Origin of the sequence: Photobacterium carnosum, from assembly GCF_021236965.1 — a bacterium.
In the GTDB taxonomy this organism is placed as follows: Bacteria; Pseudomonadota; Gammaproteobacteria; order Enterobacterales; family Vibrionaceae; genus Photobacterium; species Photobacterium carnosum.
Window position 1 is genome coordinate 15220 of record NZ_WMDN01000012.1, and the last position, 23976, is coordinate 39195.

Consider the following 23976-nt stretch of genomic DNA (forward strand, 5'->3'; position numbering starts at 1 on the left):
CTGTTTTATTATAAATAGTCATCCACGATTATTGAACGTAAGTAATAATTTTTTGAGCTTAAACATAAAACATTCTTATTATTACTTTAATCGTAATTTATTTTTTCAATATTATTTGTAATAGCGGCCATATTGCTATGAATCAACGTGCTATCATTAAAGAAAGTAGCTGTTAATCTGTAAATTTAGTAAGAAAATGCTTTAAATTGAAAGACTACAGGTCTATTATGCGCCCCTAAATTTAGCCAAAATATTGGGGCATAACCAATCAGTCCCAAGGTGGAGATAACGTAGAATTGAACGTTGTAAAAACATCTAAGAAACCTGTAATTCAGCTGAAGGGTCTTTGTAAAAGCTTTGACGGTAAGCAAATCATTACAGGTTTGGATCTAGACGTAAACGATGGTGAATTTTTAACCATTTTAGGTCCATCAGGCTGTGGTAAAACCACAGTGCTTCGTCTTATTGCTGGCTTTGAAACTGCCGATGACGGTCAGATCACCATTGCCAATAAAGATGTTACTGACATTCCAGCTGAACAACGTCTCGTTAATACGGTGTTTCAGAGTTATGCACTGTTCCCACATATGACAGTGTTTGAGAACGTCGCGTTTGGTTTACGCATGCAAAAAGTGCCATCGAGTGATATTGAACCTCGAGTTATGGAAGCATTGCGTATGGTGCAACTTGATAAGTTTGCCCCTCGTAAACCTCATCAATTGTCTGGTGGCCAGCAACAACGCGTTGCTATTGCCCGTGCAGTTGTTAATAAACCAAAAGTTCTTTTGCTTGATGAATCACTTTCTGCGCTTGATTACAAATTACGTAAACAAATGCAGCTTGAACTGAAACAACTTCAGCGAAAACTTGGTATTACTTTTATTTTCGTAACTCACGATCAAGAAGAAGCACTATCTATGTCCGATCGTATTATCGTTATGCGCGATGGTTATATTGAACAGGATGGCAGCCCTCGTGAAATTTATGAAGAACCGACCAACCTCTTTGTCGCTCACTTTATCGGCGAAATCAACGTGTTTGATGCTATCGTTAAAGAACGCTTAGACAGTAAGCGTATTATGGCTGATGTAGAAGGTCGTCACTCTTTAATCCACTGTGATCTTGATGTTGCCATTGGCGACAAAGTGAAAGTGCTATTACGCCCAGAAGATATTCGTATTGAAGAAATTTATAACGGTGATCAGACAACGGGTATTTTAGGCAAAGTTAAAGAGCGTACTTATAAAGGTATGACGCTTGATTCTGTGGTACAGCTAGATTCTGGGAAATCGGTAATGGTTAGTGAATTCTTCAACGAAGATGATCCTGACGTAGACCACTCTCTTGATCAAAAAGTTGCCATTACTTGGGTTGAAAGTTGGGAAGTGGTGCTAGCAGATGAGCAAGAAGTTTAATCTCCAAAACATCATCATAACGATTGTTGTAAGTTGGTTACTACTGTTTGTATTTGTACCCAACCTTATGATTATCGGCACGAGTTTTTTAACCCGTGATGATGCAAATCTAATCAAGATGGTGTTCACATTAGACAACTATGAACGCCTTTTTGATCCAATGTATGCAAGAGTACTCTTGCATTCATTCAATATGGCAATTACAGCAACTATTTTCTGTTTGTTGATTGGCTACCCTTTTGCGTATGCCATTGCTAAGATGCCAGAAAAATGGCGTCCCTTTATGCTATTTATGGTCATTGTACCCTTTTGGACTAACTCGTTAATCCGTACATATGGCTTAAAGCTGATGCTCGGTACTCGGGGAATTCTAAATAATGCGTTGATGTATTTCGATATTATTGAAAAGCCTATTCGTATTATGTACACCGAGTATGCCGTAATGATCGGCTTAGTTTATATACTATTGCCATTTATGGTGCTGCCTTTGTACTCCGCGATTGAAAAGCTTGATAATAACTATATTGAAGCTGCTCGCGATTTAGGGGCAAATAAGCTTCAAACATTTATTAAAGTTATTTTCCCATTAACAATGCCAGGTATTATTGCTGGTTGTTTATTGGTATTACTACCCGCTCTCGGTATGTTCTATGTATCTGATTTGCTTGGTGGTGCGAAAAACTTATTGATTGGTAACGTGATTAAGAGTCAAGTACTCAACGCTCGTGACTGGCCATTTGGCTCTGCAACCAGTATTGCACTGACGTTAGCAATGGCAATTATGTTGTATGCCTACTATCGAGCAGGAAAATTACTGAATAAAAAAGTGGAGCTTGAATAATGGGTCGTTTCTTTAAATTCAGCTTTATGTCAGTGGTATATACTTTTTTGTATGCCCCTATTGTTATTCTGATTATTAACTCATTTAATGCCAGTAAGTTCGGTATGAAATGGGGCGGATTTACGACCAAATGGTATGAAGATCTGTTTAATAATGATAGTTTGATGCAAGCTGCTGGCCACTCAATTACGATTGCTGTTATTTCAGCAACAGCTGCGTCATTGATTGGTAGTTTAACGGCTGTTGCCCTATTTCGTTATAACTTCAAGGGCAAGAAGTTTGTATCTGGCATGCTATTTTTAGTCATGATGTCACCTGATATTGTAATGGCAATTTCATTATTGGCGTTATTCCTATTAATTGGTGCTAATCTCGGATTCTTAACGTTATTACTATCACATATTACTTTCTGTCTGCCGTTTGTTGTCGTCACTGTATACAGTCGCTTAAAAGGCTTTGATGTAAAAATGCTTGAAGCAGCTCGTGACTTAGGTGCAAGTGAGTGGGTAATTTTAAAACAAATTATTCTACCACTGGCTAAACCTGCGGTTGCTGCAGGTTGGTTATTAAGCTTTACATTATCACTTGATGACGTAATTGTAAGTTCGTTCGTTACAGGACCTAGCTATGAAATTTTACCTTTAAAAATTTACTCGATGGTTAAAGTCGGTATTTCACCAGAGGTAAATGCATTAGCAACTATCATGCTGATAATTTCATTGTTCCTTGTGATTTGTTCGCAATTACTTGCAAGAGAAAAAAAGTAACATAAACAGTTTTAACGAACATTAAATGGCTAACTTACATAAAGTTAGCCATTTTTTTTACCTGCGGTTTTATCACACTATTTTCAGCTTTAATTAATCGTGATATTTATTTGTATAACAATATCATCCAAACGTTAACTACTTGTTATTAATCAATGCTCTATAAATAAATATTTTATCTATGTGTTCATATTTGTGATAGCAGTATGATTTTATCTGCTATAATAATCACGTTTACCAATTCATATTTGTTTAAAAGCACATTTTTAAAAGCGCTTTATAAACAACATAAAATTAGGAGAGGCGGTTCAAATCCGCTAGAGAACACTCTCGATATCCTGTTTAGTTAGGAGCTAACAATAATGAAAAAATGGTCTTTAATGATGGCCGGTACAGTTTGTGCAATGTCAATGTATTCAAATATTGCTACTGCTGCAGATTCAGATAGTAATGAATTATACTTTTACAACTGGTCTGAATATATTCCAAATGATGTATTAGAACAGTTCACAAAAGAAACCGGTATTAAAGTGATTTATTCGACTTACGAGTCGAATGAGACCATGTACGCTAAATTAAAAACTTATGATAAAGGCTACGATTTAATTGTTCCTTCAACTTACTACGTTTCTAAAATGAGTAAGGAAGGCATGCTTAAAAAGATCGACAAATCAAAAATTCCTAATTTTGCGGGTATCGATAAAAACTATTTAGATAAGCCTTTTGATCCTAACAATGACTATTCTGTTCCTTACATTTGGGGTGCAACAGGTATCGGCGTTAACACTGATGTAATCGATAAATCAAAAATCACAAGCTGGGCTGATTTATGGGATCCTAAGTGGCAGGGTCAGTTAATGATGATGGATGATGCACGTGAAGTGTTCCACATTGCATTACGTAAGCTAGGCTACTCTGCTAACACACAAGATCCAAAGCAAATTAAAGCAGCTTACGAAGAGCTTAAAAAACTAATGCCTAATGTTTTAGTCTTTAACTCTGACTTCCCTGCTAATCCTTACATGGCAGGTGAAACATCACTAGGTATGTTGTGGAATGGTTCTGCATATATGGCGCGTAAAGAAGGTGCTCCAATTGATATCGTATGGCCAAAAGAAGGTGCTATCTTCTGGATGGACAGTCTAGCGATTCCAATTAATGCGAAGCACGTTGATAACGCATACAAGATGATCAACTTCTTACTTCGTCCTGATATTGCAGCAAAAATTGCACTGCAAATTGGTTACCCAACACCCGTAGCCGCAGCGAAGAAATTACTACCTGCTGATTTCGTTAACGATCCAAGCATCTACCCACCACAATCAGTAATGGATGCGGGTGAATGGCAGAACAGCGTTGGCGCAGCAAGTGAACTATACGAGCAATATTACCAAAAGCTAAAAGCTGGCGAGTAATAGTTGTCATTAAACAAATAAAAAACCGAGCTAAAAAGCTCGGTTTTTTTATAACTCATATATATAAAGTACTACTCTATTGTTGTGCTTTTAGTAATTCAGCAACATACGCAGGTACAAGCACTGATGCTTTACCATAACGTTTTTCTTCAAACTCATTTCCAACATTACTTGGTTCTAAATTAAGCTCTACTGTATGTGCGCCTTGCAATGATGCTTCATGCACAAAACCCGCAGCAGGATACACATTGCCTGATGTACCAATCGCAATGAACAAATCAGCCTTCACAATCGCGTCATGGATTTTATCCATACCAATTGGCATTTCCCCAAACCATACAATATTAGGGCGTAATGGTGCTGGTATTTGGCAGCAATGGCAACGATCACCAGTATGTAAATCCCCTTTCCATTCGACCGTTTGACCTGATTCACAACAACGCGCTTTTAATAACTCACCATGCATGTGAATTACATTATGGCTACCGGCTCGTTCATGAAGATTATCGATATTTTGAGTCACAATCGTTACTGTGCCATCTAATTCAGCTTCTAGCTTTGCTAATGCATAATGAGCAGCGTTAGGGGCAACAGATCCATTTTCTATTTGTGCTCGACGTGCATTATAAAACGCTTGTACTAATTCAGGATCACGCTGATAGCCTTCAGGCGTAGCGACATCTTCAACTCGATGTTCTTCCCACAACCCGTCTGCCGCCCGAAAAGTACGTATCCCTGATTCAGCAGAAATACCCGCCCCTGTTAATACGACAATATTTTTGTAAGGAAATAACATAACAATATTCCTATGGTGATAATAATAGTTAACCTTATACTCTATTTATACCACTGATTTTATATGGTTTAACGGTGTTTTTTATTAGTGGTTAGTCTGAAAGGTTGTGTATTGCCATGAATCATAAATTATGCTCATAAAAAAAGCCGATACACTTTCAATAACAAAGTGTATCGGCCTTTATTTAATGTTTAATCGTTAACGATCCAGAGATGATGTCGGTTTTTCCACATTCTGCTTGTCAGGCTCATAACCTGGTTGATTTTCAGGTAAATCTTTTACCTCATCAAACCATAAGTTATGGTGTTCACGCGCCCATGTTTCATCAACTTCGCCAGTTACCATGCCATCAAGACCCGCTTCCATGCCAAATAAACCAATATAGATATGGAATATAAAGCCACAGATTAAAATCAATGCCGATAACATATGGAGTAAGTTTGATAGCTCCATATCACGACGGGTTTGATCGAAAATTGGGAAATCTAACACAAAGCCACTGGCTGCAATCGAGAAACCAAACACGATCAATAGCCAAAAGATAACTTTCTCACCACCATTAGAGAAACCGGCTGATGGATGTGATCCTTTATGTTTACCCACCATGCCGCCCATCTTTTTAAACCACTCAAGATCGACTTTATTAAAGGTACTTTTACGCCACCACTTGATCAATACAGCAAGTAATAGAATCGCAAAAATAGGTCCCATGTAGTTATGGTATTGCTTGGCAGCAAGAATGATCCATCCCCAAATCTCACTAGGAACAATGGGCTTAATAAAATGTTTACCATAAACTAACGTTAAGCCACTGAATCCTAATGTAAGGAAAGTGAATGCCATGCTCCAGTGCAATGCACGATCAATACGGCTCCAACGTTTGATTTTACGACCCGTTTTAGGCTGACTTAACTTTAGCGGTCCAATGACCACATAAGCTAACGTTACCATTACTAGGCTACCAAAAATCGCTAAAGCACCTAATGGTGACATCCACTTTTCTTTAAGGATATACCACGTTTGTCCTGGCACACTGATTAAAACATCATGCTCAGGCCAACCAGATGTGGTGTAACCTTTCTCGCCATCTTTTACCATACGCCAGTAATCAGCCCCAGCAAAACCGATCACTTCTTTTTTAACTACGGCTTCACCAGCGGTGGTTGTATCACTACCACTCGCCATTGTGGATACTGAAAACACCATCATTAAAGCAGTAACTATGATAGTTAACCAGCGTTGAATTCGCTTAGTCATTAAAGCTCCTATCCACTTTAAAAAGCAGATTAATTGGCACACCTATTACAACAGTGTGCCTAACTATTACACGAGTCGATAAATGGACTTAACATTCCTCGTTAAATCCATTTAAAGATGATTAAGCTTTACGTACTTTACTTGCGTCGTAAGCTAGATCATCAGTACTTGCCCAGCCCGCATCTTTAGCACCACGGGCCACAACACGCTTACTGAAAATTTCAGAGATTTTTTCAGCATCACCCGCAAGTAATGATTTAGTCGAACACATTGAAGCACACATTGGTAACTTACCTTCTGCGATACGGTTTGCACCATAAAGCAGGCGTTCTTTTTCAGAACCAGGCTCTGTATTTGGGCCGCCAGAACAATAAGTGCACTTATCCATTTTGCCACGTTCAGCAAAAGCATCTTGCTTAGGAAATTGTGGTGCACCAAATGGACAAGCAAATAAGCAATAACCACAGCCGATACATAAATCTTTATCGTGCTGCACTATGCCATCTTCTGTTTGGCTAAAACAATCAGCAGGACATACCGCCATACAAGGCGCATCACTACAGTGCATACAAGCCACTGAGATTGATGTCTCCCCTGGAAGACCATCGTTTAAGGTCACAACGCGACGACGTTGAATGCCCCAACCAACCGCTTCTGAATTGGCGTTTTTACAAGCTGTTACACAACCATTGCACTCAATACAACGCTTAGAGTCACAAAGAAATTTCATACGTGCCATCAGGTGACTCCTTACGCTTTAGTGATTTTACACAAAGTAACTTTGGTTTCTTGCATTTGGGTAACAGGATCATAGCCATACGTTGTTGCCGTATTGGCCGCTTCACCTGAAACATAAGGCGCACAACCTTCAGGGTAATGCTCACGTAGACTCACACCCTCAAATTCACCACCAAAGTGGAACGGTAAGAAAGCCAATCCTTCACGAACACGTGGGGTTACCATCGCCTTCACTTTAATTCGGCCTTTTTCTGCACCTTCAACCCACACCATCTCACCATCTTTAATGCCAATATCGTTGGCATCTTTGAGGTTGACTTCAACAAACATTTCTTTTTGAAGTTCAGCAAGCCATGGGTTTGAACGGGTTTCTTCGCCGCCACCTTCATATTCAACAAGACGACCTGACGTTAGAATAATTGGGTATTCTTTTGAAACGTCTTTTTCTTGAATTGAACGGAATAATGTTGGCAAACGGAACATCGCTTTGCTGTCGTCCCATGTTTGGTACTCAGGCAATAAATCACGACGCGGTGTGTACAACGGCTCACGGTGAATAGGCACAGCATCAGGGAATGTCCATACAACAGTACGGGCTTTCGCGTTACCAAATGGAATACAACCGTGTTTAATCGCAACACGCTGAATACCACCAGACAAGTCTGTCTTCCAGTTTTTACCTTCAGCTGCCACTTTTTCAGTTGCAGTTAGGTCATCCCACCATCCAAGTTGCTTTAGCATCTTCGCGGTAAATTCTGGGTAACCATCTTCAAGTTCACAGCCTAATGAATAACTATCATCAGCCAGCATACTGACACCATTACGCTCAACACCAAAACGGGCACGGAAATTACCTCCACCTTCTGCGACTGTTTTTGACGTATCGTAAAGAATATGTGTACCTGGGTGCTTCATTTCTGGCGTACCCCAACATGGCCATGGTAGACCATAGGTTTCACCGTTCACCGGCCCGCCAATAGCTTCAAGGGTAGTGAAATCAAACGTACCCCAGTTTTTCTGATGCTCTTTCAAACGCTCAGGGCTTTGACCTGTATAACCAATTGTCCACATACCCTTGTTGTATTCACGAGTAATGTCTTCAATGTTTGGTTTATTATTCTCCACTTTGATGTGTTTAAATAATTGATCAGAGAAACCCAAACGCTTAGTCAATAAGTACATGATTTCATGATCGGGTTTAGCATCAAACAACGGTTCAATTACCTGATCACGCCACTGAATCGAACGGTTAGTTGCAGTTACTGAACCATACGTTTCAAACTGTGTGGTTGCAGGGAAAAGATAGACGTTATCAGTACGACCATTCATCACCGCAGCGACGCCTGGGTATGGGTCGACAATCACCATCATATCCAGTTTACCCATCGCGGTTTTCATTTCAGGTCCACGCGTCTGTGAGTTAACGGCATGACCCCAATAGAACATCGCACGAATGTTATCGCGTTGTTCGATATTATCTTTATTTTCTAAAACACCATCAATCCAACGAGAAACAGGAATACCTGCGCTGTTCATTGGCTTTTTACCGTTATAGGTATTTTGATCAAAACGGCCTTGTAGCCATGAGTAATCAATATCCCATACTTCAGCCCAGTGCTTCCAAGCACCTTCTGATAAACCGTAATAGCCTGGTAAGTTATCAGATAACACGCCAAAGTCAGTTGCACCCTGAACGTTATCATGACCACGGAAAATGTTTGCACCGCCACCTGATTTACCCATGTTGCCAAGGGCTAATTCAAGAATACAGTAAGCACGGGTGTTGTTATTACCTGTTGTATGTTGAGTACCACCCATACACCAAACAACACAGCCAGGACGGTTTTCAGACAGCATTTTTGCCGTTTGATAAACTTGATCTTCAGGTACACCCGTTACGCGTTCAACTTCTTTCGGGTTCCACTTCGCCACTTGTTCACGCACTTCTTCCATGCCATAAACACGTTGACGAATAAATTCTTTGTCTTCCCAGCCATTATTGAAGATGTGATATAGCACACCCCAAACAAAGGCAACATCCGTACCCGGACGTAAAGAAACAAAGTGATCAGCTTTTGCCGCCGTACGTGTACGACGAGGATCAACCACTACAATCTTACAACCGTTGGTTTCTTTAGCGATCAGAATATGCTGCATTGCTACTGGGTGAGCTTCTGCGGGGTTAGAACCAATAAACAGAATCGACTTACAATTATGCATGTCGTTCAGTGAGTTGGTCATTGCACCATAGCCCCACGTATTTGCTACACCTGCAACTGTGGTTGAGTGACAAATACGCGCTTGGTGATCGACGTTATTTGAACCCCATAGCGACACCATTTTACGGAACAAATACGCTTGTTCGTTGTTGTGCTTTGCTGAACCTAAAAAGTAAACAGAATCTGGACCTGATTCTTGACGAATTTTAAGTACCTGCTGGCTAACTTCGTCTAATGCTTGTTCCCAACTTAATTTTTTCCACTTACCATTGACCAACTTCATTGGGTATTTTACGCGCTTAGCACCATGGCCATGCTCACGTAATGCCGCCCCTTTTGCACAATGTCCACCAGCGTTAAAAGGATGATCGAAAGCGGGTTCCTGATGGGTCCATACACCATCTTGCGTTTCAGCATAAATGCCGCAACCAACAGAACAGTGAGAACAAATGGTACGTTTAACCACTTTAGGTGCGTTGTAATCAGCTTCAGGGAAAGCTTCTGCCTTGCGCATAAAACCAGGTGCAAAAAGGCTTGCACCTGCAACACCACCAGCGGCAGCAAGAGAAGAATTACGAATAAAAGAACGACGAGAAATACCTAGTTGGTTTTCATCTTTGCTCACTTTATCGGAACGTTTAGTCAGTTTCATTTCAGGCTCCGCTTATAGGGTATTGTAGTAATCACGAATATGTTGGGTTTCGTGATACCCTTTTTTTGTTTTAGGATCTTTCTTTTCGGTGTCTGTTGTTGAAGCTTGAACGGCAGTTGTCGTTCCCGCTACTACAGCACCAGCCGCTACCGTTAAACCAATGTTTTTTAACAATTGGCGACGGCTATCATTTGTTTTTTGCTCACTCATTGCGTTTGCTCCTCTATCGACATTCTTATGAACAGATGTCGATTTTTTATTATCGCGAGTATCTTTTTACTGGGACTCTAAAAAACGGGTCTTTTCTATTGTCAAAAATTGCCAAGCTAATTCACCAACAGCGGTATAAAACACAGCACTTTTAGCCGCTTTTAAATCGGTACAAAATTTTTCACACCATTGGGAAAGATGACGATTAAAAAATGTCTGTTGAAGGTGTTCATCACCACCTTCCACCAGCATAGCCATAACCTCTAACAATGCGGATATATGATCTTCTGGTTCAATAACAGATTGAGCACGTTCAAAACCCATTTGTTTTAAGTCTTGACGTAAATAAGCCAGAGGCATTTCCATTAAAGACCCGGTTAAATACCATGATCCAAATGGAATAACTTCCCCACGACCAATACCAATAAATACATCTTGATATTCTTCTTCAACACTCAATAATGTCGTTTTCTGAGCCGCTAATTTTAATAAAGGCCAAGCTGAAGCCATGGTTTTACGTTGAAATGTTTGCGCCGTATCAACATCTAGATCAGCAAGAAATTCAAGCGCAGATTGTTCAGGGGCTTGACGACATAAATGTGCCAACATGTTATAAATTTCAATACGTAGCAAATCATCTTGATCAGCAGGATTAGTGTGAGCATTCATAGCTGCGTTTTCCATATAATGACCTTATACCCTTGTCTGACTTTGTGGATCTTGTTCCATCTTTTCGAAAATATCGCGAACACGACAATCTTCACACATAGATAAACGACGAATAGCTTCTCCTTGAAAATGTGAATGACTTTGAAGTTTTTCTGTCAACATTTTCACCATAGATGCTGGGGCAAAAGGTTTTCCACAACTAATACAACATGCAGCAGGTTCTTCATGAACAAGTTTATCGGCTTTACGTGTTTGCCAATCCCAATTAAAACCGGCTTCTAGGGTAATCACTTTCTCAGGACATGCGGTTTCACACATACCACATTGAATACAATCTTGTTCTACAAATAGTAAGCCTGGGCGATCACCAATGGCATGTAAGGCACGGGTTGGACAAACCGCTACACAACTCATACATAATGTACAATCATCTGTCTTACATGTTACAGAGCCATAAGGGGCATTAGCCGCTACAGCTGAATGGGTTGGTTGAGCTGGACTTGTCTGATTAAGCGCTTCTAAAACAGTAAATAGTTTTTCACGCTTAGTGCCTGTTAGTGCCGTTTCAATCGGATCAACAAGGGCTGCTTCATAACATTTAAAATTCGCACTATCAGCAAAATCAAATAAACAAATACGATCAGCGTCATAACCCAATTCAGTTAAGAAGTTTTGAGCAATCGTTAGTTCATTAGTTAATACAGCATCAATCGTTGCGGGAATGTATGTAGTATTGGTTGCTAATAGAACTTGATGTGCACCATAAGCTAAGGCACTAAACCAAGTATCAATCCCTACAGTTGCCAATTCTTCTAATGCAATCGTAATAACAGACGTTGGAAATACAGCAAGAGCCTTTTTAACCGCAGCTGTATCACGATCACCATAAAGTAACAGTGTCGGAGATTGACCACCTTCTTGCTTATAACGCGCTAAAACACTATGAACAAAATTTTGCGTAATTTGAGGATCAGGTAAGGCATAACTGATCGCTTCCGTTGGACATGCCGTCGCACATGTTCCTACTCCCTGACAAAGGTAAGGATCAATTGCAATTGCAATACCGTCTGAACTTAATGCTCCCGCAGGACACGCATCAATACAACGATCACAACCTTTTACACTTCGTGATGAATGCGCACATAAATCAGGATTTAGACGAAAATATTTAGGCTTATCAAATGTCCCTATCATAGAAGGGAGATCTTCCACCAGCGTCGCTAGTTTTTCAGCAACACGTTTTTTTGATGCTTGAGATGCAGAACCTTGACCAACGGCATAATAACCCGCTGCTGGAATTTCAACATTCATAACCCCAGTTGCTGTCATATCAAGCACAATATCAAAGCATTGACGTCCAATAGCTATTTTCGCTAAGTTCGTTTCAAGTGCATTAATATCAAGGGCTGTCGCGTCATGCCCTATACGGCAATGAACATCAAATGCACCCAGATATCCTTTTACGGTAATTGATTGACTGTAATACAAGGTATGCGCTGTTTTGGTTTCGCATGTCTTTGAATCTGTCGCCAGTAACGTCACACTGTTTAGTGCTTCAAATTGATCGGCAACGTGAAGTAGTTGTTCAGCTTCACCAATGATCAATAAATTACCACGACTTTCATACGTCACTGTTGGCGGAATAAGATTGGCAAGTTCTACTGTTCCTGTAATGGCAGCAGCTCGTGCGACACCATTAATATCAGTAAATGCATTTAATGTACTTTTTAACATTGTTATTCCTGTTTGCTCACTACCGCTAATCAGTGTCGTTAGAAAATAATGACTTTTCTTCTACTCTATATAGAGCAATAACCGATCCAACTTTTCACGGAATAAAATGACCTAAAAGGAACTAAAATCATAACAAGGATATTGCGTTATAAACAAATGAGACATTTTGTCTTACCTGTAGCGAACTAACGCGCCAAATTGTCTCTCTTTACGATTTTATTGATCTTCCCTTTTTGTCCCAGTCTGTTTTTATGATTAGTATTAATAATTCTCAAACGCTTTTATTTTTTCGCGTTAGGATTTCTGTTCATCACTTTTAATGTCACGATCAATAATAGGCGTTAACGATAAATCAGCCGTAGGGATAACCTCTTCATCGATATGTGTTGTATCTACATGATTAACGAGCCCATCATTCGCTGTATCCTCACTGGCTATGGCTATATGGTTAGCTGGCAAATCAACGGTTGTAGAATCAGCCGTATTAATCTCAGCCGTTGATGTTAATGCTGTTATTCCATCATCTTTGAGTGCTTCAGTTGCTGTCTCCGTGACGGTATTAATCCAACCCCGCATTTGTGATGCAATTTCTGGTGCTAAACCTTGCATATTACTGAAGTCTTCAGTGCTATCATCCATGTCACTGATATAATTAAACTCTTCAGAATGAAACAATTTACGTAATGCCGCCTTTTTCACGGACTTAGTCACTTGTTGTTGCATAAATGACGCAACTCCCGAGTCATAAGTCACGTTATCAGCATCATTAATCGTCAATTCAATAACAGACTCTTCTGCTATAGCATCTGGTGATGTTGCTGGGGAAACTGATGTCGCAGAAGAAACAATTGATGTTTGTTCACTATCACGGGTATTAGTGACGTCCTCTACAGCAGTATCTAAAACATTAAGAGCCAGTGGATCATCAACTGCTTCAGTCTCAGTCATCGTTTCTGTATTAGTGCTTTCTGTATTATCAACAGGGGTTAACTTACGGCTTGACCAACGTTGAAAGAAATTAGTTGCCACTTGAACGTCCTTTTTTCTTATCGCCGCCACGTTTACGTTTAAATTCAAACAATTCACCATGCCGACCTAAGAATGCTTCCATCCATGCTTGAATCGCTAATGGAATATCTATATGTAGAACCACATAATCACCATCCATATAACGTGCCGCGACACCTTGCGCAGCAGTGACTAAAACAGGTTTTAATTGCTCGTCCTCTTCAGCACAAATAAAGAATAAATGTGGGCTTTGCGAATTTAAGTTAAACCGATATTCCATCCGTTCATCACGAAAAAGTTCTAGAGGCATCATGTAGTTACCAGCCCCTATATCAGCAATTGTCATATCAACAGCAAGATCTTCTTCATACAAACAAATATCTTCAATTGTCCATGCATGAGTTGTCCAACGACCTACTTGGCGTTCTTCAGCTTGCAAGCGAAAATTAATTGGCCAAACATGTTCATTTTTCTTTAATTCAAGTTCTGCTTGTTTTGGCACATTCACTCCTACTGGCGGGTTCTATTCCGCCTTTATCTTGTTATTGAAAACTGTTGATGTGAAACGGCATTTCACTTATTAAGATTTCACGTATTAAGGAGCTATAAGCAAATATTAGACCAATAAAAAGAAACCACATTAAAAGTACGTATTTTTATCAATATCTACTGATTAATAATGAATGCGTTAATTTACGTAATATTGGAACAATCTTTGCTTAACTTATGGTTTCAACATCCATAATTAAACACACCACACTTACGCAGGGATCTCAAATGGCGACATTGCCTAAAATCATAAAAACCAAAGCGACAGTGCAGCAAACGATGTCAGTAGACATTATTGATGAGTATGGAGATCGACACACAAAAGAGATTGCCTGTGAGCATCCGTTAACGGTGTACCTTAATTGGGTTGAAGTAGTAACCCTTATGACCTTAGGTGAACGTCCATCAGCATTAGTATTAGGCTATTTAAAAAACCAAGGCTTTATTAATGATCTTAGCGCGATCGAATCTGTAATGATCGATTGGGAAACCAATGCCGCAGTTGTCATCACACATGAAAATACTGAAAACTTAGCGCAACAATTAGAAAAGAAAACCGTTACCTCTGGCTGTGGTCAAGGCACCATGTATGGCAATGTAATGAAAAAGCTTGAAGGTATAACCCTGCCGCAGCCACAAATTAAACAATCGATGTTATATGGTTTACTTGAAGCATTGACCCATCATAATGAAACCTATAAAGCCGCCGGCGCTGTTCATGGTTGTGCCGTGTGTAAAGGCACAGAGATTTTATCGTTTGTGGAAGATGTAGGTCGTCATAACGCAGTAGATACCCTTGCCGGTGAAATGTGGCTACAACAACAAACGGGTGAAGATAAGGTTTTCTACACCACGGGGCGCTTAACCTCTGAAATGGTCATTAAAGTCGCGCAAATGGGTATTCCTGTATTGTTGTCTCGATCGGGTGCAACTCAAATGGGCTACGATCTTGCTAAGAAACTCGGTATTACCATGATTGCTCGCGCTAAAGGACTGCGTTTTCAAATCTATAATGGTAGCGACAACATCGAACTGGATGTTAAAGGTCACGAAAGTAAAGGTAATCAAGACTAATGGCTGATTTCCCTGAATTTATGAATGCCAAATTGGTAGCTGAATATCTCGACCTTAATGAAAAGAAAGTGTATGCCTTAGCTAATGATGGGCTACTGCCTGCAACGAAAGTAACAGGTAAATGGCTATTTCCTAAAGCCATGCTTGATAAGTGGTTGTTAGAATCTTGCCATAATGGCGTTTTAAACGATCGGTTACTGATTGCAGGCTCTGATGATCCATTACTACAATGCATTGTCGGTAAAATGGCAAATCAACTCGGCAGTACTGCCCTTGTTGGTTATACCTCAACAGGAACACGTCAAGGACTGGCGATGTTAAGCAAAGGTCATGTTGATATCTGTGCTATCCATTGGGGAAATGTAGAAGAAGCCAGTTTGCGACATCCGGCCTTATTGCAACAATATCCTGGGCATAAAAACTGGGTCTTAGTCCATGCCTTTGAGCGAAAACAAGGCTTAGTCGTAAGTCCTACATTGGCAGATGCCGTTAATAGCCGCTCTATTCAATTGCATGAATTACTGTCACCACGTTGGCGTTGGGCATTACGTCAACAAGGCGCAGGAAGTATGCGAGCATTAGAAGAATGGATCCATGGTCATGGCTATAATATGGCGATGCTTAATCAAGTTGATTGTTGTAACAGTGAACGTGAATTAGCTTCTGCTATTGCCAGAGAACAAGCAGATATTGGTTGCGCGAGTCAAAGTACCGCAGGAGAATTTGGATTAGGTTTTATACCGCTATGTACAGAAGCATTTGAACTGGTGATCCCTAAAAATATTTACTTCCGTACCTTACAACAACAGCTATTACAATCATTAACCAATAGTGAAATTCAAGCACATGGTGACCAATTAGGCGGCTATAATTTTATCCGTACAGGCCAACAAGTATGGAGTGCTAATTAATTTACAAGTAAAAATCAAAGGTCATAGAACTATGACCTTAATGATTGCATTCTAATCGAGTTAGTTAGATCTCCCGCCCACAAAAAGAAATCAAATAATCAACACGACAATAAATAACAAGAAAAATGCATCCATAACAACCATTTTCATTCATCATGCTTGTCTTTAAAATAACGCCCCTCATTTCACGTCATCACTAGAGGTAATTAAATGCGTTAGAATTAATTTTATCGTGAATATATTAAACAATTATTTTATTGAATCGTGTTTCATTAGCAACTTCGGTTTAACTGCTGGTTTTATGAACGATTACAAATAGGATTTACACAAACATGACTTGCTTAACCACAATCGAAAAGATGACAATATCAGGATAATTATTTCCCTCTTAAATGGGATCCAAGGAGCCATTGTGCGCAACGCTTTAATTTTATTTTTTACACTTGCAAGTGTCAGCTTTTCTTCTTTCGCAAGTATCAACACCAGCAAACTCAAACCAAGTAATCTTCAGACTGCTTCTGTGAGTAGTTATGTAATTGATCTAAGCTCAGGGAAAACGCTTTATCATAAAAATTCTAATGTCGTGATGCCAATTGCGTCACTAACAAAACTAATGACCGCGATGGTAACATTAGACGCGAAGTTACCACTGAACCAAAAAATCACGTTCACTAAAACGGATAAAGAGCATATGTACAATACATATTCTCGCGTTCGTATTGGTTCACAATTAAGCCGTGGCGAGACAATGCACATTGCATTAATGTCATCTGAAAACTTAGCCGCTGCTGCCCTTGCTGCTAACTACCCAGGTGGTTACAACGCGTTTATTCGCGCAATGAATGCTAAAGCTAAAGCACTCGGTATGACCCACACTCACTTTGTTGATAGTTCAGGTCTTAACCCTAAAAACCGCTCAACAGCATCAGACGTTGCTAAGATGGTACGCGCTGCTTACAAGTATTCTGCCATTCGTAACTACAGCACTAATGGTGCAGTTCACACCGCTTACTTTACTAACCCTCGTTATAAATTAGGTTACACCAATACCAATGCGCTAGTACGTGGTAAAAAGTGGACCGTTAATCTAAGCAAAACGGGCTTTCTTGATGAAGCGGGTCGTTGTTTAGCGATGGTGACAACGATTGATGGTAAGAAGATCCTAATGGTGATGCTTGATTCACAAGGCAAAATGACACCAATTGGTGATGCTGGCCGTATTAAGCAATGGTTACAAACAGGTAAGAGCACATCAATTACTGCTGATGCTAAATACTACCAACATAAAAAACTGAAAGAATTAACCAAATAATTAATTATTGTTGTTAGTTCATATCGTAAAAAGCCAGCATTCGTGATGCTGGCTTTTTTTAACCTTATGACTATTCTATTTTTTTTAACTTATTTATATTATTACTATCCAATTTCATTTCCCACTCTCCATGCTTTGCTGAGTTGTAGCGCTCAAATAATGATGAATCCTCCGTCTCAATATGAAAGAAAAAATCTTTCTCGTTTTTTTCGGATGATTTACGTGGGTATTCTGCTTCCTTATTATTTTCCAAGTGTGGATTTCGAATTTTTTTCCCAGAACTCGGACATCCAAAGATATATAAATAACTGAGGCGTGAATTAGAATTTACTGTCAGCATTCTTGTATCTAGTGAAACATTTACCGGATTTCTCTCTGGATGTTTTGCTATAAACAGTTTCTCAAGATCTTCCAGTGAGATTGCCTTATTTTTATTTTTCGACATCCATTCAATAGCGATTTGTTTAATTAACTTCCAGTTAGCTATGTGTTTTGTCATGTAAATGATCTCCAATAATATAGAACGCTAATTAACCGCCAGTTGAATATAAAAACGTATTACCAGACTATCTCACCCAATATACGCCACATTAAAAACAACAAAGATTCAATAAGTTAATTTATGCTTAAGGTTTCACAAAAAATTAAAAAATCAGCTATGCTTTAAAAGGTCTTAAAGAAAAAGGAGCATATATGCCGCATACCGAAATGATTATCCCTTCCTCACTAGGACTTATTAGCCGAATATCTCTTACCGCATCACTGTTTCTTATCCTTGGTTTATCCATTATGTAACTTATGTAACGCGACAAAAAAGCCCCTTGGTAACTGCTTGTTCATTGCAGTTACCAAGGGGCTTTTTGTTATTCATTAACCTTCTTCTTTGTTACACTGTCACATGAAGATCCAGCTCACTCGGCGATTCTTTCTTATGTTTAAGATACACAGTAAATGTTGAACCCTGACCTTCAACAGATTCAACCGTTATTTCTCCACCGACATTAGCCACAATACTCTGACTGACCGATAAACCTAATCCCGTTCCTGAACGACGGGTCGTGAAAAAAGGATCAAAAATACGTTTCATATTTTGTGCTGAAATACCACAACCATGATCGGTAATAACAACCATCGCCCCTAATACCTCACCTTGTTCATCAATCCAATCATCGGTAGCTATCTTCAATAATCCTTTATCATCCATCGCATGGATACCGTTCATCTGTAAATTAACTAACACTTGCAAGAGTTGATGACGATTCGCTTCAACACTGCATTTAGCTTTAAGGTTAACCTCAAATTGAACATCCATCTTTTTAGTACCAGAGCGCACAAGTGTTAAGCTTTCTTCTACAATCAAGTTTAAGTGATGCCATGTCACTTCATCTTGCACACCACCTTGACGGCTATATTGCAATAAACTACGAGTAATATTACGAATACGATCAATTTGAAGATGAATGGCGGCCAGCTCTTCTTGAACATCAGCCGTGCTATCACCAAGCTCTAGCTGAATTAATTCAATGTTTCCTAAAATAACAGCAACCGGATTATTAATCTCATGCGCAATACCCGCAGTTAACTCACCCAGTGCGGCTAGTTTTTCTGTGGCCACCAGCTTAGAACGTGCTTGATGTAATAACTGAATATGACGTTCTAGTTCTTCTGTTTTTTGATGCAGACTCTGGGTGCGCTGTTCAACTTTGTCTTCCAACTCTTTCGCGGTCAACTTAATAAGTCCGTTACGTTGCTCTAGTTGATCCAACATAGAATCAAATTGCGCGCCTAATATTTGTAATTCATGCCCTTCGCACAAATCTAATTTACCAACACGTCGCTTTAACCCCATTTGTACCGCTTTTGCAACTTGGTAAATTTTCTCTATTGGTAAAAATAAATCACGCGAACCTCTATAAACAATAATGCTGGTAAATAACAATACCAACATAATGCTAATCCCCATTTCAATAATGTTGGTTAGATGCCGATAAATTAATGGCCATTGCAAATAGCCCGTATAAAGCATTCCGACCACGTTACCGTTATTCGCATGTAACGGCTCATAAGCAGAAACATACCAACTATCATACACAAAGGCGCGATCAACAAACGTTTTCCCTTGTTGCAAGACATATTGTTTAACCTCTTTCGAGACACGGGTTCCTACCGCTCGACCAATAAGATTAGTACTGTCTAATGGCACATTAGTACTAATGCGTACATCACCCATAAACAAAGTGACAGTACCAAGACTTCCCTTTGGTAACGTACCATCGGCGTAAACTAAATTACGAATACGATCCACCAGCGAAGTACTATTGTTTAATAAAATACCGCCGTCTAAAATCCATTTAAGAGAACCTTGCTGATTAAAAATAGGGACTAAACTACGACTAACCAGTCCTTTTTGTTCAATCGTGCCTTCTTTAAGTAACGGTAATTGCGCTTTTGCAGGTAAATTAGGATTTAAATCATAAAGCGCTGTACTGTTTAGTACTTGAAAAAAAGTCTGCTCTTTTCCTGCACGTAATAGCTGTTGCTCTTGTGCTGAAAACATTCCAATATCATTTACTGAATGTAATACCACAAAATCTAATTGATGATTTTTATCTTGCTGACGTACCCACTCATCTAATGCCGTTTCATTAAAACGTAACCGTCGCTGAAAACCGTAAGAATTAGCCAATGCTTGTAACTCCATCCGCTGTTCTTTTTTTAAAAGCACCATACTGTGATGAGCCACCGCTAAATCAGCTCTTACATTCATTAATGCATTTTGCCAAGTGTAGGTTATCGTCCAATAAAAGGTAATTGCAATTAGCGCTAATAATGTAAGAAATATAGGCACAGATGTAAGCACTAAAAGTCGATAACGCACCATGGTTTTAAAGCGCCAGAGCCACATTAAGATAAATGCTTTTACTTTCATAAGATTATTTTTATCATAATTCATCAGTCCATTCTTTGTATTTACGCTCTAATGTTTTCCTTGCCACACCGAGCTGACGAGCTGCTGCTGATTTATTACCATCGCTAGCATCAACAACTTGCATAATATGTGCTTTTTCAACTTCTTTTAATGTCCACGTAACAGGATAACAATACTGATCTTCACCGTCTTCATGGCATTGACATGGTCGTTGCGGATGTGTGGCATTTATATCTAATTCTTCGCCTGTCACTCCCTGCGTATTGGTTACAGAAACAGGTAATGCATCACCTTGTAATTCACGCCAATAATCTGCTGGTGGCTTACCCAGCAAAATACAGCGTTCCATCATGTTACGTAATTCACGAATATTACCGGGCCATGAATAGGCTTGCATTGCCAAAATATCTTCATGGGTCCAATTAACCGTTTTCATACCTAAATCTTTTGAGAGTTGCTGTGTAAAATGATGGGTTAATGACGGAATATCTTCTACACGTTCACGTAATGATGGCAAATCAATGGTTAATACATTAAGTCGATAATACAAATCTCGACGAAAACGCCCTTCTTCAACTTCCAATTTTAAGTTACGGTTAGTCGCCGCAACAATACGAACATCAATTTGAATTTCTCGCTCAGAGCCCACAGGACGAATCGCTTTTTGTTCTAGGGCGCGTAACAATGATGACTGCATAGCTAATGGCATTTCACCAATTTCATCGAGAAACAACGTGCCATTATTGGCAACCCGAAACAGACCTTCACGGCTTTTCTTCGCGCCAGTAAATGCACCAGAGACATGTCCAAACAATTCACTTTCTAAAAGTTCAGGGGCAATGGCGGCACAGTTAATAGGAACAAAAGGCCCAGTACGCTTACTTAATTGATGTAAAGCGCGTGCAACCAATTCTTTTCCTGTACCCGATTCACCTTCCACTAATACCGCAGCAATAGACGGTGCAACTTGAGCGATCAGCTTTTTCATCTTTTGTGTCGCTGGCGCATCACCAATGATATTCACGGGGTAACTACGCTCAACATCACGTTGCAATGCGAAATTTTGACGTTCCACTAACCGACGTTCAATACAGCGATTCACTGATTGCATCATCTGATCAAGATTAAACGGTTTTAGAATAAAGTCAGACGCACCAGCACGTAAGGCTTGGATTGCCATTTCTAAATCCGCATAACCAGTCATAAAAATTACATCACTACGGCGTGTTGTCGGATCAAACGCTTCATGCCATTCAATACCAGAACGACCCGGCAAGTTAATATCAACAATTAACAGGTCAAAATGACAGCGCTTACGAATCTCTTCAGCTTCTTCAATACTTCCTGCGGTATCAACTTGAGCAAATTTTTTACTTAACGCTTTCTTTAAAATCGTGCGCATTCCTGGCTCATCATCAACCACTAATACAGAAACCGCAGTCCAAGATGAAGACAAACTAAAATCAGACATAGATACCGAGACATTTTAACCAAACTAAAATTTGCGACATTTTGTCTCACTATGAATCATTAAGTCAAAATTGTTTTATCATTAAGTACAACTTCGGTTATCTTTAACCTATTTTACGTAATATTTGATACCAAAATCACATAATAAGTCCTTTTTATCAACATTTAAAAGGTGGCACTTTATTTGCTTATAGCTGGGCAGTGCTCTTTATTGCGGGAGGATGGGTCATTTTGCCGCATATATTCAGCGCCAAAGACTTGTGACTTATCATCTCAGCATTTTTTAATGCAAACCAATCGATCAGGAACGTTGATGAACTTATTAAAAACAACTTTAGTTATTCTTGGCTGCGCATCGGCAACGATGGCTTATGCGACCACAGAAACAGCAATGAATAAGACGGTACGTCTAGCGACGACCACCAGCACCTATCATTCAGGATTACTGGATTACTTATTGCCTGTATTTACTAAAGACACCGGTTATACCGTCGAAGTGCTAGCCGCAGGGACAGGTAAAGCATTGCGCATGGGTGAACACGGTGATGTTGATCTCGTTATGACGCATGCTCCACAATCAGAAGCACAGTTTGTTGAAAAAGGCTTTGGCGTATTACCACGTAAATTAATGTACAACGATTTCGTTTTAGTTGGCCCGAAAAATGATCCTACGAAAATCAAAGGTGATAAAGATGTCGCACACGCATTAAAAGAAATAGCGACGGATAATGCGGTGTTTATTTCTCGCGGTGATGATTCAGGTACGAATAAAAAAGAACTTAATATCTGGGCTCAAACAAAAATGGAGCCTAATTTCGGTGGCTATAAAGCAGTGGGTCAAGGTATGGGTCCAACGCTAAACATGGCATCAGAACTACAAGCTTATACATTAACTGATCGTGGCACATGGTTAGCCTATGAAACCAAGCTTGATCTTGAAATCATGGTTGAAGGTGATAAGCGTTTATTTAACCCTTACCAAGTTATTTTGATTAACCCAAGCCGCTACCCTGATCTTAACTACCAAGGTGCTAAAACATTCAGTGATTGGTTAGTTAACCCTAAAGCACAGAAACTGATTAATAACTACCAACGTCACGGTAAGCAATTATTCGTTGCTGATGCACAAACGCAATAAAAATAACATCTTAATTTAATGTAACACTTCGCCGATAAATGCTTATTTACTCATTAACTATAATGAGATCACAGTTATAACATAACGCTTTAGACTTAATGTTAATAATGTGAATGATGGTATTCATCGGCGTATTTTTTAGGTTAGAACATACACCACAATGAATATTTGGCAGACAACGCAACAAGCGACTCAACTTCTCTTTAGTGGCGATGGCTCACTCTGGGGCATTGTTGGCGTATCATTTTCCGTGTCTATTTTAGCCATTGCATTAGTTATGATCCCCTCGTTATTGATCGCTTTTGCTTTAGCTTACGGTAAATTTCCTGGGCGTTGGCTAACATTGTCGTTAATTAATACCTTACAATCAGTGCCTACCGTCGTCATTGGTTTACTGCTTTATATGTTGCTCTCACGTGCAGGCCCCCTCGGCGATTGGCAAATGTTGTTTACTCAAAAAGCAATGATATTAGGCCAAGTGCTGATTTGTTTTCCGTTACTAATATCAATGATGCATGCCGCATTTCAAAACAGTGATCGTCGTGCATGGGAAACCGCATTAACATTAGGTTCTAGCTATCCACGAGCTTTACTCAGTTTAATGTGGGAGAGCCGATTTCCATTACTTGCCGCTGTTGTGGCGTCTTTTAGTCGCGTGATCACTGAGGTTGGTTGTTCAATGATGGTGGGTGGCAATATTTTAAATTCAACGCGAAATATTCCAACAGCTATTGCACTTGAAAGCTCAAAAGGTGCATTTGCTCAAGGGGTCGCATTAGGAATGGTGTTACTTATTTTAGCTTTAGGTCTAAACTTTATTTTATCTATCGCGCGTGGCAAAGCCCATTTGCGAACTAACTAAGCGAAGCCTC

The 23976-nt window shown here is 39.6% G+C and carries 21 protein-coding genes; 9 read left to right on the forward strand and 12 right to left on the reverse strand.

Going from position 1 to position 23976, the window contains the following annotated elements; genetic code table 11:
- The first annotated feature begins 296 nt into the window (after positions 1-296).
- The 4 genes from potA (at position 297) to potD (ending at position 4438) form a co-directional block, all read left to right on the forward strand.
- A complete protein-coding gene (gene potA / locus GLP24_RS12255) occupies positions 297-1415 on the forward strand; it encodes a spermidine/putrescine ABC transporter ATP-binding protein PotA (RefSeq protein WP_152652676.1) in 1119 nt (372 codons plus the stop codon).
- Positions 1399-2256, forward strand: a complete 858-nt coding sequence (potB, locus tag GLP24_RS12260; protein WP_101768704.1) for a spermidine/putrescine ABC transporter permease PotB — start codon at positions 1399-1401, stop codon at positions 2254-2256. The genes potA and potB overlap by 17 nt, the downstream gene beginning before the upstream one ends.
- Positions 2256-3023 (forward strand): spermidine/putrescine ABC transporter permease PotC, encoded by a 768-nt coding sequence (gene potC, locus GLP24_RS12265; protein ID WP_152652677.1) that lies wholly within the window; start codon positions 2256-2258, stop codon positions 3021-3023. The genes potB and potC overlap by 1 nt, the downstream gene beginning before the upstream one ends.
- Positions 3024-3385: 362 nt before the next feature.
- Positions 3386-4438, forward strand: a complete 1053-nt coding sequence (gene potD, locus GLP24_RS12270; RefSeq protein WP_101768706.1) for a spermidine/putrescine ABC transporter substrate-binding protein PotD — start codon at positions 3386-3388, stop codon at positions 4436-4438.
- A gap of 76 nt (positions 4439-4514) precedes the next feature.
- Here potD and cobB read toward each other — a convergent pair whose 3' ends face one another.
- The 9 genes from cobB to GLP24_RS12315 form a co-directional block, all read right to left on the reverse strand.
- Entirely contained in the window at positions 4515-5279 is a 765-nt protein-coding gene (gene cobB / locus GLP24_RS12275; protein WP_331254166.1) for a Sir2 family NAD+-dependent deacetylase, read from the reverse strand.
- A gap of 153 nt (positions 5280-5432) precedes the next feature.
- Positions 5433-6443, reverse strand: coding sequence for a formate dehydrogenase subunit gamma (locus GLP24_RS12280; protein WP_407951507.1), 1011 nt, complete (start codon positions 6441-6443; stop codon positions 5433-5435).
- A 169-nt stretch (positions 6444-6612) separates the two neighbouring features.
- Positions 6613-7230: a formate dehydrogenase FDH3 subunit beta gene (gene fdh3B / locus GLP24_RS12285; RefSeq protein ID WP_045030423.1), complete on the reverse strand. Its 618-nt coding sequence runs from the start codon at positions 7228-7230 to the stop codon at positions 6613-6615.
- A gap of 11 nt (positions 7231-7241) precedes the next feature.
- The gene (locus GLP24_RS12290) at positions 7242-10100 is read right to left on the reverse strand and encodes a formate dehydrogenase subunit alpha (RefSeq protein ID WP_232616086.1); all 2859 of its coding nucleotides are present in this window, start codon (positions 10098-10100) and stop codon (positions 7242-7244) included.
- Between the two features lie 12 nt (positions 10101-10112).
- Complete coding sequence (locus tag GLP24_RS12295; protein ID WP_045039554.1) at positions 10113-10310, reverse strand: twin-arginine translocation signal domain-containing protein; 198 nt, start codon at positions 10308-10310, stop codon at positions 10113-10115.
- Between the two features lie 66 nt (positions 10311-10376).
- Positions 10377-10994, reverse strand: coding sequence for a TorD/DmsD family molecular chaperone (locus GLP24_RS12300; protein ID WP_232598399.1), 618 nt, complete (start codon positions 10992-10994; stop codon positions 10377-10379).
- Positions 10995-11003: 9 nt separating this feature from the next.
- A complete protein-coding gene (locus GLP24_RS12305) occupies positions 11004-12713 on the reverse strand; it encodes a 4Fe-4S dicluster domain-containing protein (protein WP_232616087.1) in 1710 nt (569 codons plus the stop codon).
- A 294-nt stretch (positions 12714-13007) separates the two neighbouring features.
- Complete coding sequence (locus GLP24_RS12310; protein WP_232616088.1) at positions 13008-13742, reverse strand: DUF3306 domain-containing protein; 735 nt, start codon at positions 13740-13742, stop codon at positions 13008-13010.
- Positions 13732-14223 (reverse strand): DUF3305 domain-containing protein, encoded by a 492-nt coding sequence (locus GLP24_RS12315; RefSeq protein WP_045038016.1) that lies wholly within the window; start codon positions 14221-14223, stop codon positions 13732-13734. The genes GLP24_RS12310 and GLP24_RS12315 overlap by 11 nt, the downstream gene beginning before the upstream one ends.
- A gap of 275 nt (positions 14224-14498) precedes the next feature.
- Between GLP24_RS12315 and fdhD the strand changes: the two genes are divergently transcribed.
- The 3 genes from fdhD (at position 14499) to pbpG (ending at position 17567) form a co-directional block, all read left to right on the forward strand.
- Positions 14499-15344, forward strand: a complete 846-nt coding sequence (gene fdhD, locus GLP24_RS12320; protein WP_045038017.1) for a formate dehydrogenase accessory sulfurtransferase FdhD — start codon at positions 14499-14501, stop codon at positions 15342-15344.
- Positions 15344-16255 carry a helix-turn-helix transcriptional regulator gene (locus GLP24_RS12325; RefSeq protein ID WP_045038018.1) on the forward strand — a complete coding sequence of 304 codons (912 nt, stop codon included), beginning with the start codon at positions 15344-15346 and terminating at the stop codon, positions 16253-16255. Before fdhD ends, GLP24_RS12325 begins: the two co-directional genes overlap by 1 nt.
- 412 nt (positions 16256-16667) lie before the next feature.
- A complete protein-coding gene (gene pbpG, locus GLP24_RS12330; RefSeq protein ID WP_045038019.1) occupies positions 16668-17567 on the forward strand; it encodes a D-alanyl-D-alanine endopeptidase in 900 nt (299 codons plus the stop codon).
- Between the two features lie 70 nt (positions 17568-17637).
- Here pbpG and GLP24_RS12335 read toward each other — a convergent pair whose 3' ends face one another.
- The 3 genes from GLP24_RS12335 to GLP24_RS12345 all read right to left on the reverse strand — a co-directional run bounded on the left by GLP24_RS12335 (position 17638) and on the right by GLP24_RS12345 (position 21967).
- A complete protein-coding gene (locus tag GLP24_RS12335; RefSeq protein ID WP_232616089.1) occupies positions 17638-18066 on the reverse strand; it encodes a hypothetical protein in 429 nt (142 codons plus the stop codon).
- A 387-nt stretch (positions 18067-18453) separates the two neighbouring features.
- Positions 18454-20448, reverse strand: coding sequence for a sensor histidine kinase (locus GLP24_RS12340; RefSeq protein ID WP_232616113.1), 1995 nt, complete (start codon positions 20446-20448; stop codon positions 18454-18456).
- Positions 20449-20509: 61 nt separating this feature from the next.
- Entirely contained in the window at positions 20510-21967 is a 1458-nt protein-coding gene (locus GLP24_RS12345) for a sigma-54-dependent transcriptional regulator (RefSeq protein ID WP_101768714.1), read from the reverse strand.
- A gap of 363 nt (positions 21968-22330) precedes the next feature.
- Here GLP24_RS12345 and GLP24_RS12350 point away from each other — a divergent pair, with 363 nt between their 5' ends.
- On the forward strand, positions 22331-23104 hold the full coding sequence (locus GLP24_RS12350) for a substrate-binding domain-containing protein (protein ID WP_232616114.1): 774 nt from the start codon (positions 22331-22333) through the stop codon (positions 23102-23104).
- A gap of 160 nt (positions 23105-23264) precedes the next feature.
- Positions 23265-23966 (forward strand): ABC transporter permease, encoded by a 702-nt coding sequence (locus tag GLP24_RS12355; RefSeq protein WP_101768716.1) that lies wholly within the window; start codon positions 23265-23267, stop codon positions 23964-23966.
- The last annotated feature ends 10 nt before the right edge of the window (positions 23967-23976 follow it).

Excerpts from the sequence above, each read along its gene's own strand:
- fdhD (WP_045038017.1), top strand. The coding sequence starts at position 14,499 with ATGGCGACATTGCCTAAAATCATAAAAACCAAAGCGACAGTGCAGCAA.
- potC (WP_152652677.1), top strand. The coding sequence starts at position 2,256 with ATGGGTCGTTTCTTTAAATTCAGCTTTATGTCAGTGGTATATACTTTT.
- GLP24_RS12280 (WP_407951507.1), bottom strand. The coding sequence starts at position 6,443 with ATGATGGTGTTTTCAGTATCCACAATGGCGAGTGGTAGTGATACAACC.
- potD (WP_101768706.1), top strand. The coding sequence starts at position 3,386 with ATGAAAAAATGGTCTTTAATGATGGCCGGTACAGTTTGTGCAATGTCA.
- GLP24_RS12300 (WP_232598399.1), bottom strand. The coding sequence starts at position 10,994 with ATGGAAAACGCAGCTATGAATGCTCACACTAATCCTGCTGATCAAGAT.
- GLP24_RS12295 (WP_045039554.1), bottom strand. The coding sequence starts at position 10,310 with ATGAGTGAGCAAAAAACAAATGATAGCCGTCGCCAATTGTTAAAAAAC.
- potB (WP_101768704.1), top strand. The coding sequence starts at position 1,399 with ATGAGCAAGAAGTTTAATCTCCAAAACATCATCATAACGATTGTTGTA.
- GLP24_RS12335 (WP_232616089.1), bottom strand. The coding sequence starts at position 18,066 with ATGACAAAACACATAGCTAACTGGAAGTTAATTAAACAAATCGCTATT.
- GLP24_RS12350 (WP_232616114.1), top strand. The coding sequence starts at position 22,331 with ATGGCTTATGCGACCACAGAAACAGCAATGAATAAGACGGTACGTCTA.
- GLP24_RS12340 (WP_232616113.1), bottom strand. The coding sequence starts at position 20,448 with ATGGTGCGTTATCGACTTTTAGTGCTTACATCTGTGCCTATATTTCTT.
- GLP24_RS12290 (WP_232616086.1), bottom strand. The coding sequence starts at position 10,100 with ATGAAACTGACTAAACGTTCCGATAAAGTGAGCAAAGATGAAAACCAA.
- fdh3B (WP_045030423.1), bottom strand. The coding sequence starts at position 7,230 with ATGGCACGTATGAAATTTCTTTGTGACTCTAAGCGTTGTATTGAGTGC.
- GLP24_RS12325 (WP_045038018.1), top strand. The coding sequence starts at position 15,344 with ATGGCTGATTTCCCTGAATTTATGAATGCCAAATTGGTAGCTGAATAT.
- GLP24_RS12345 (WP_101768714.1), bottom strand. The coding sequence starts at position 21,967 with ATGTCTGATTTTAGTTTGTCTTCATCTTGGACTGCGGTTTCTGTATTA.
- GLP24_RS12305 (WP_232616087.1), bottom strand. The coding sequence starts at position 12,713 with ATGTTAAAAAGTACATTAAATGCATTTACTGATATTAATGGTGTCGCA.
- GLP24_RS12355 (WP_101768716.1), top strand. The coding sequence starts at position 23,265 with ATGAATATTTGGCAGACAACGCAACAAGCGACTCAACTTCTCTTTAGT.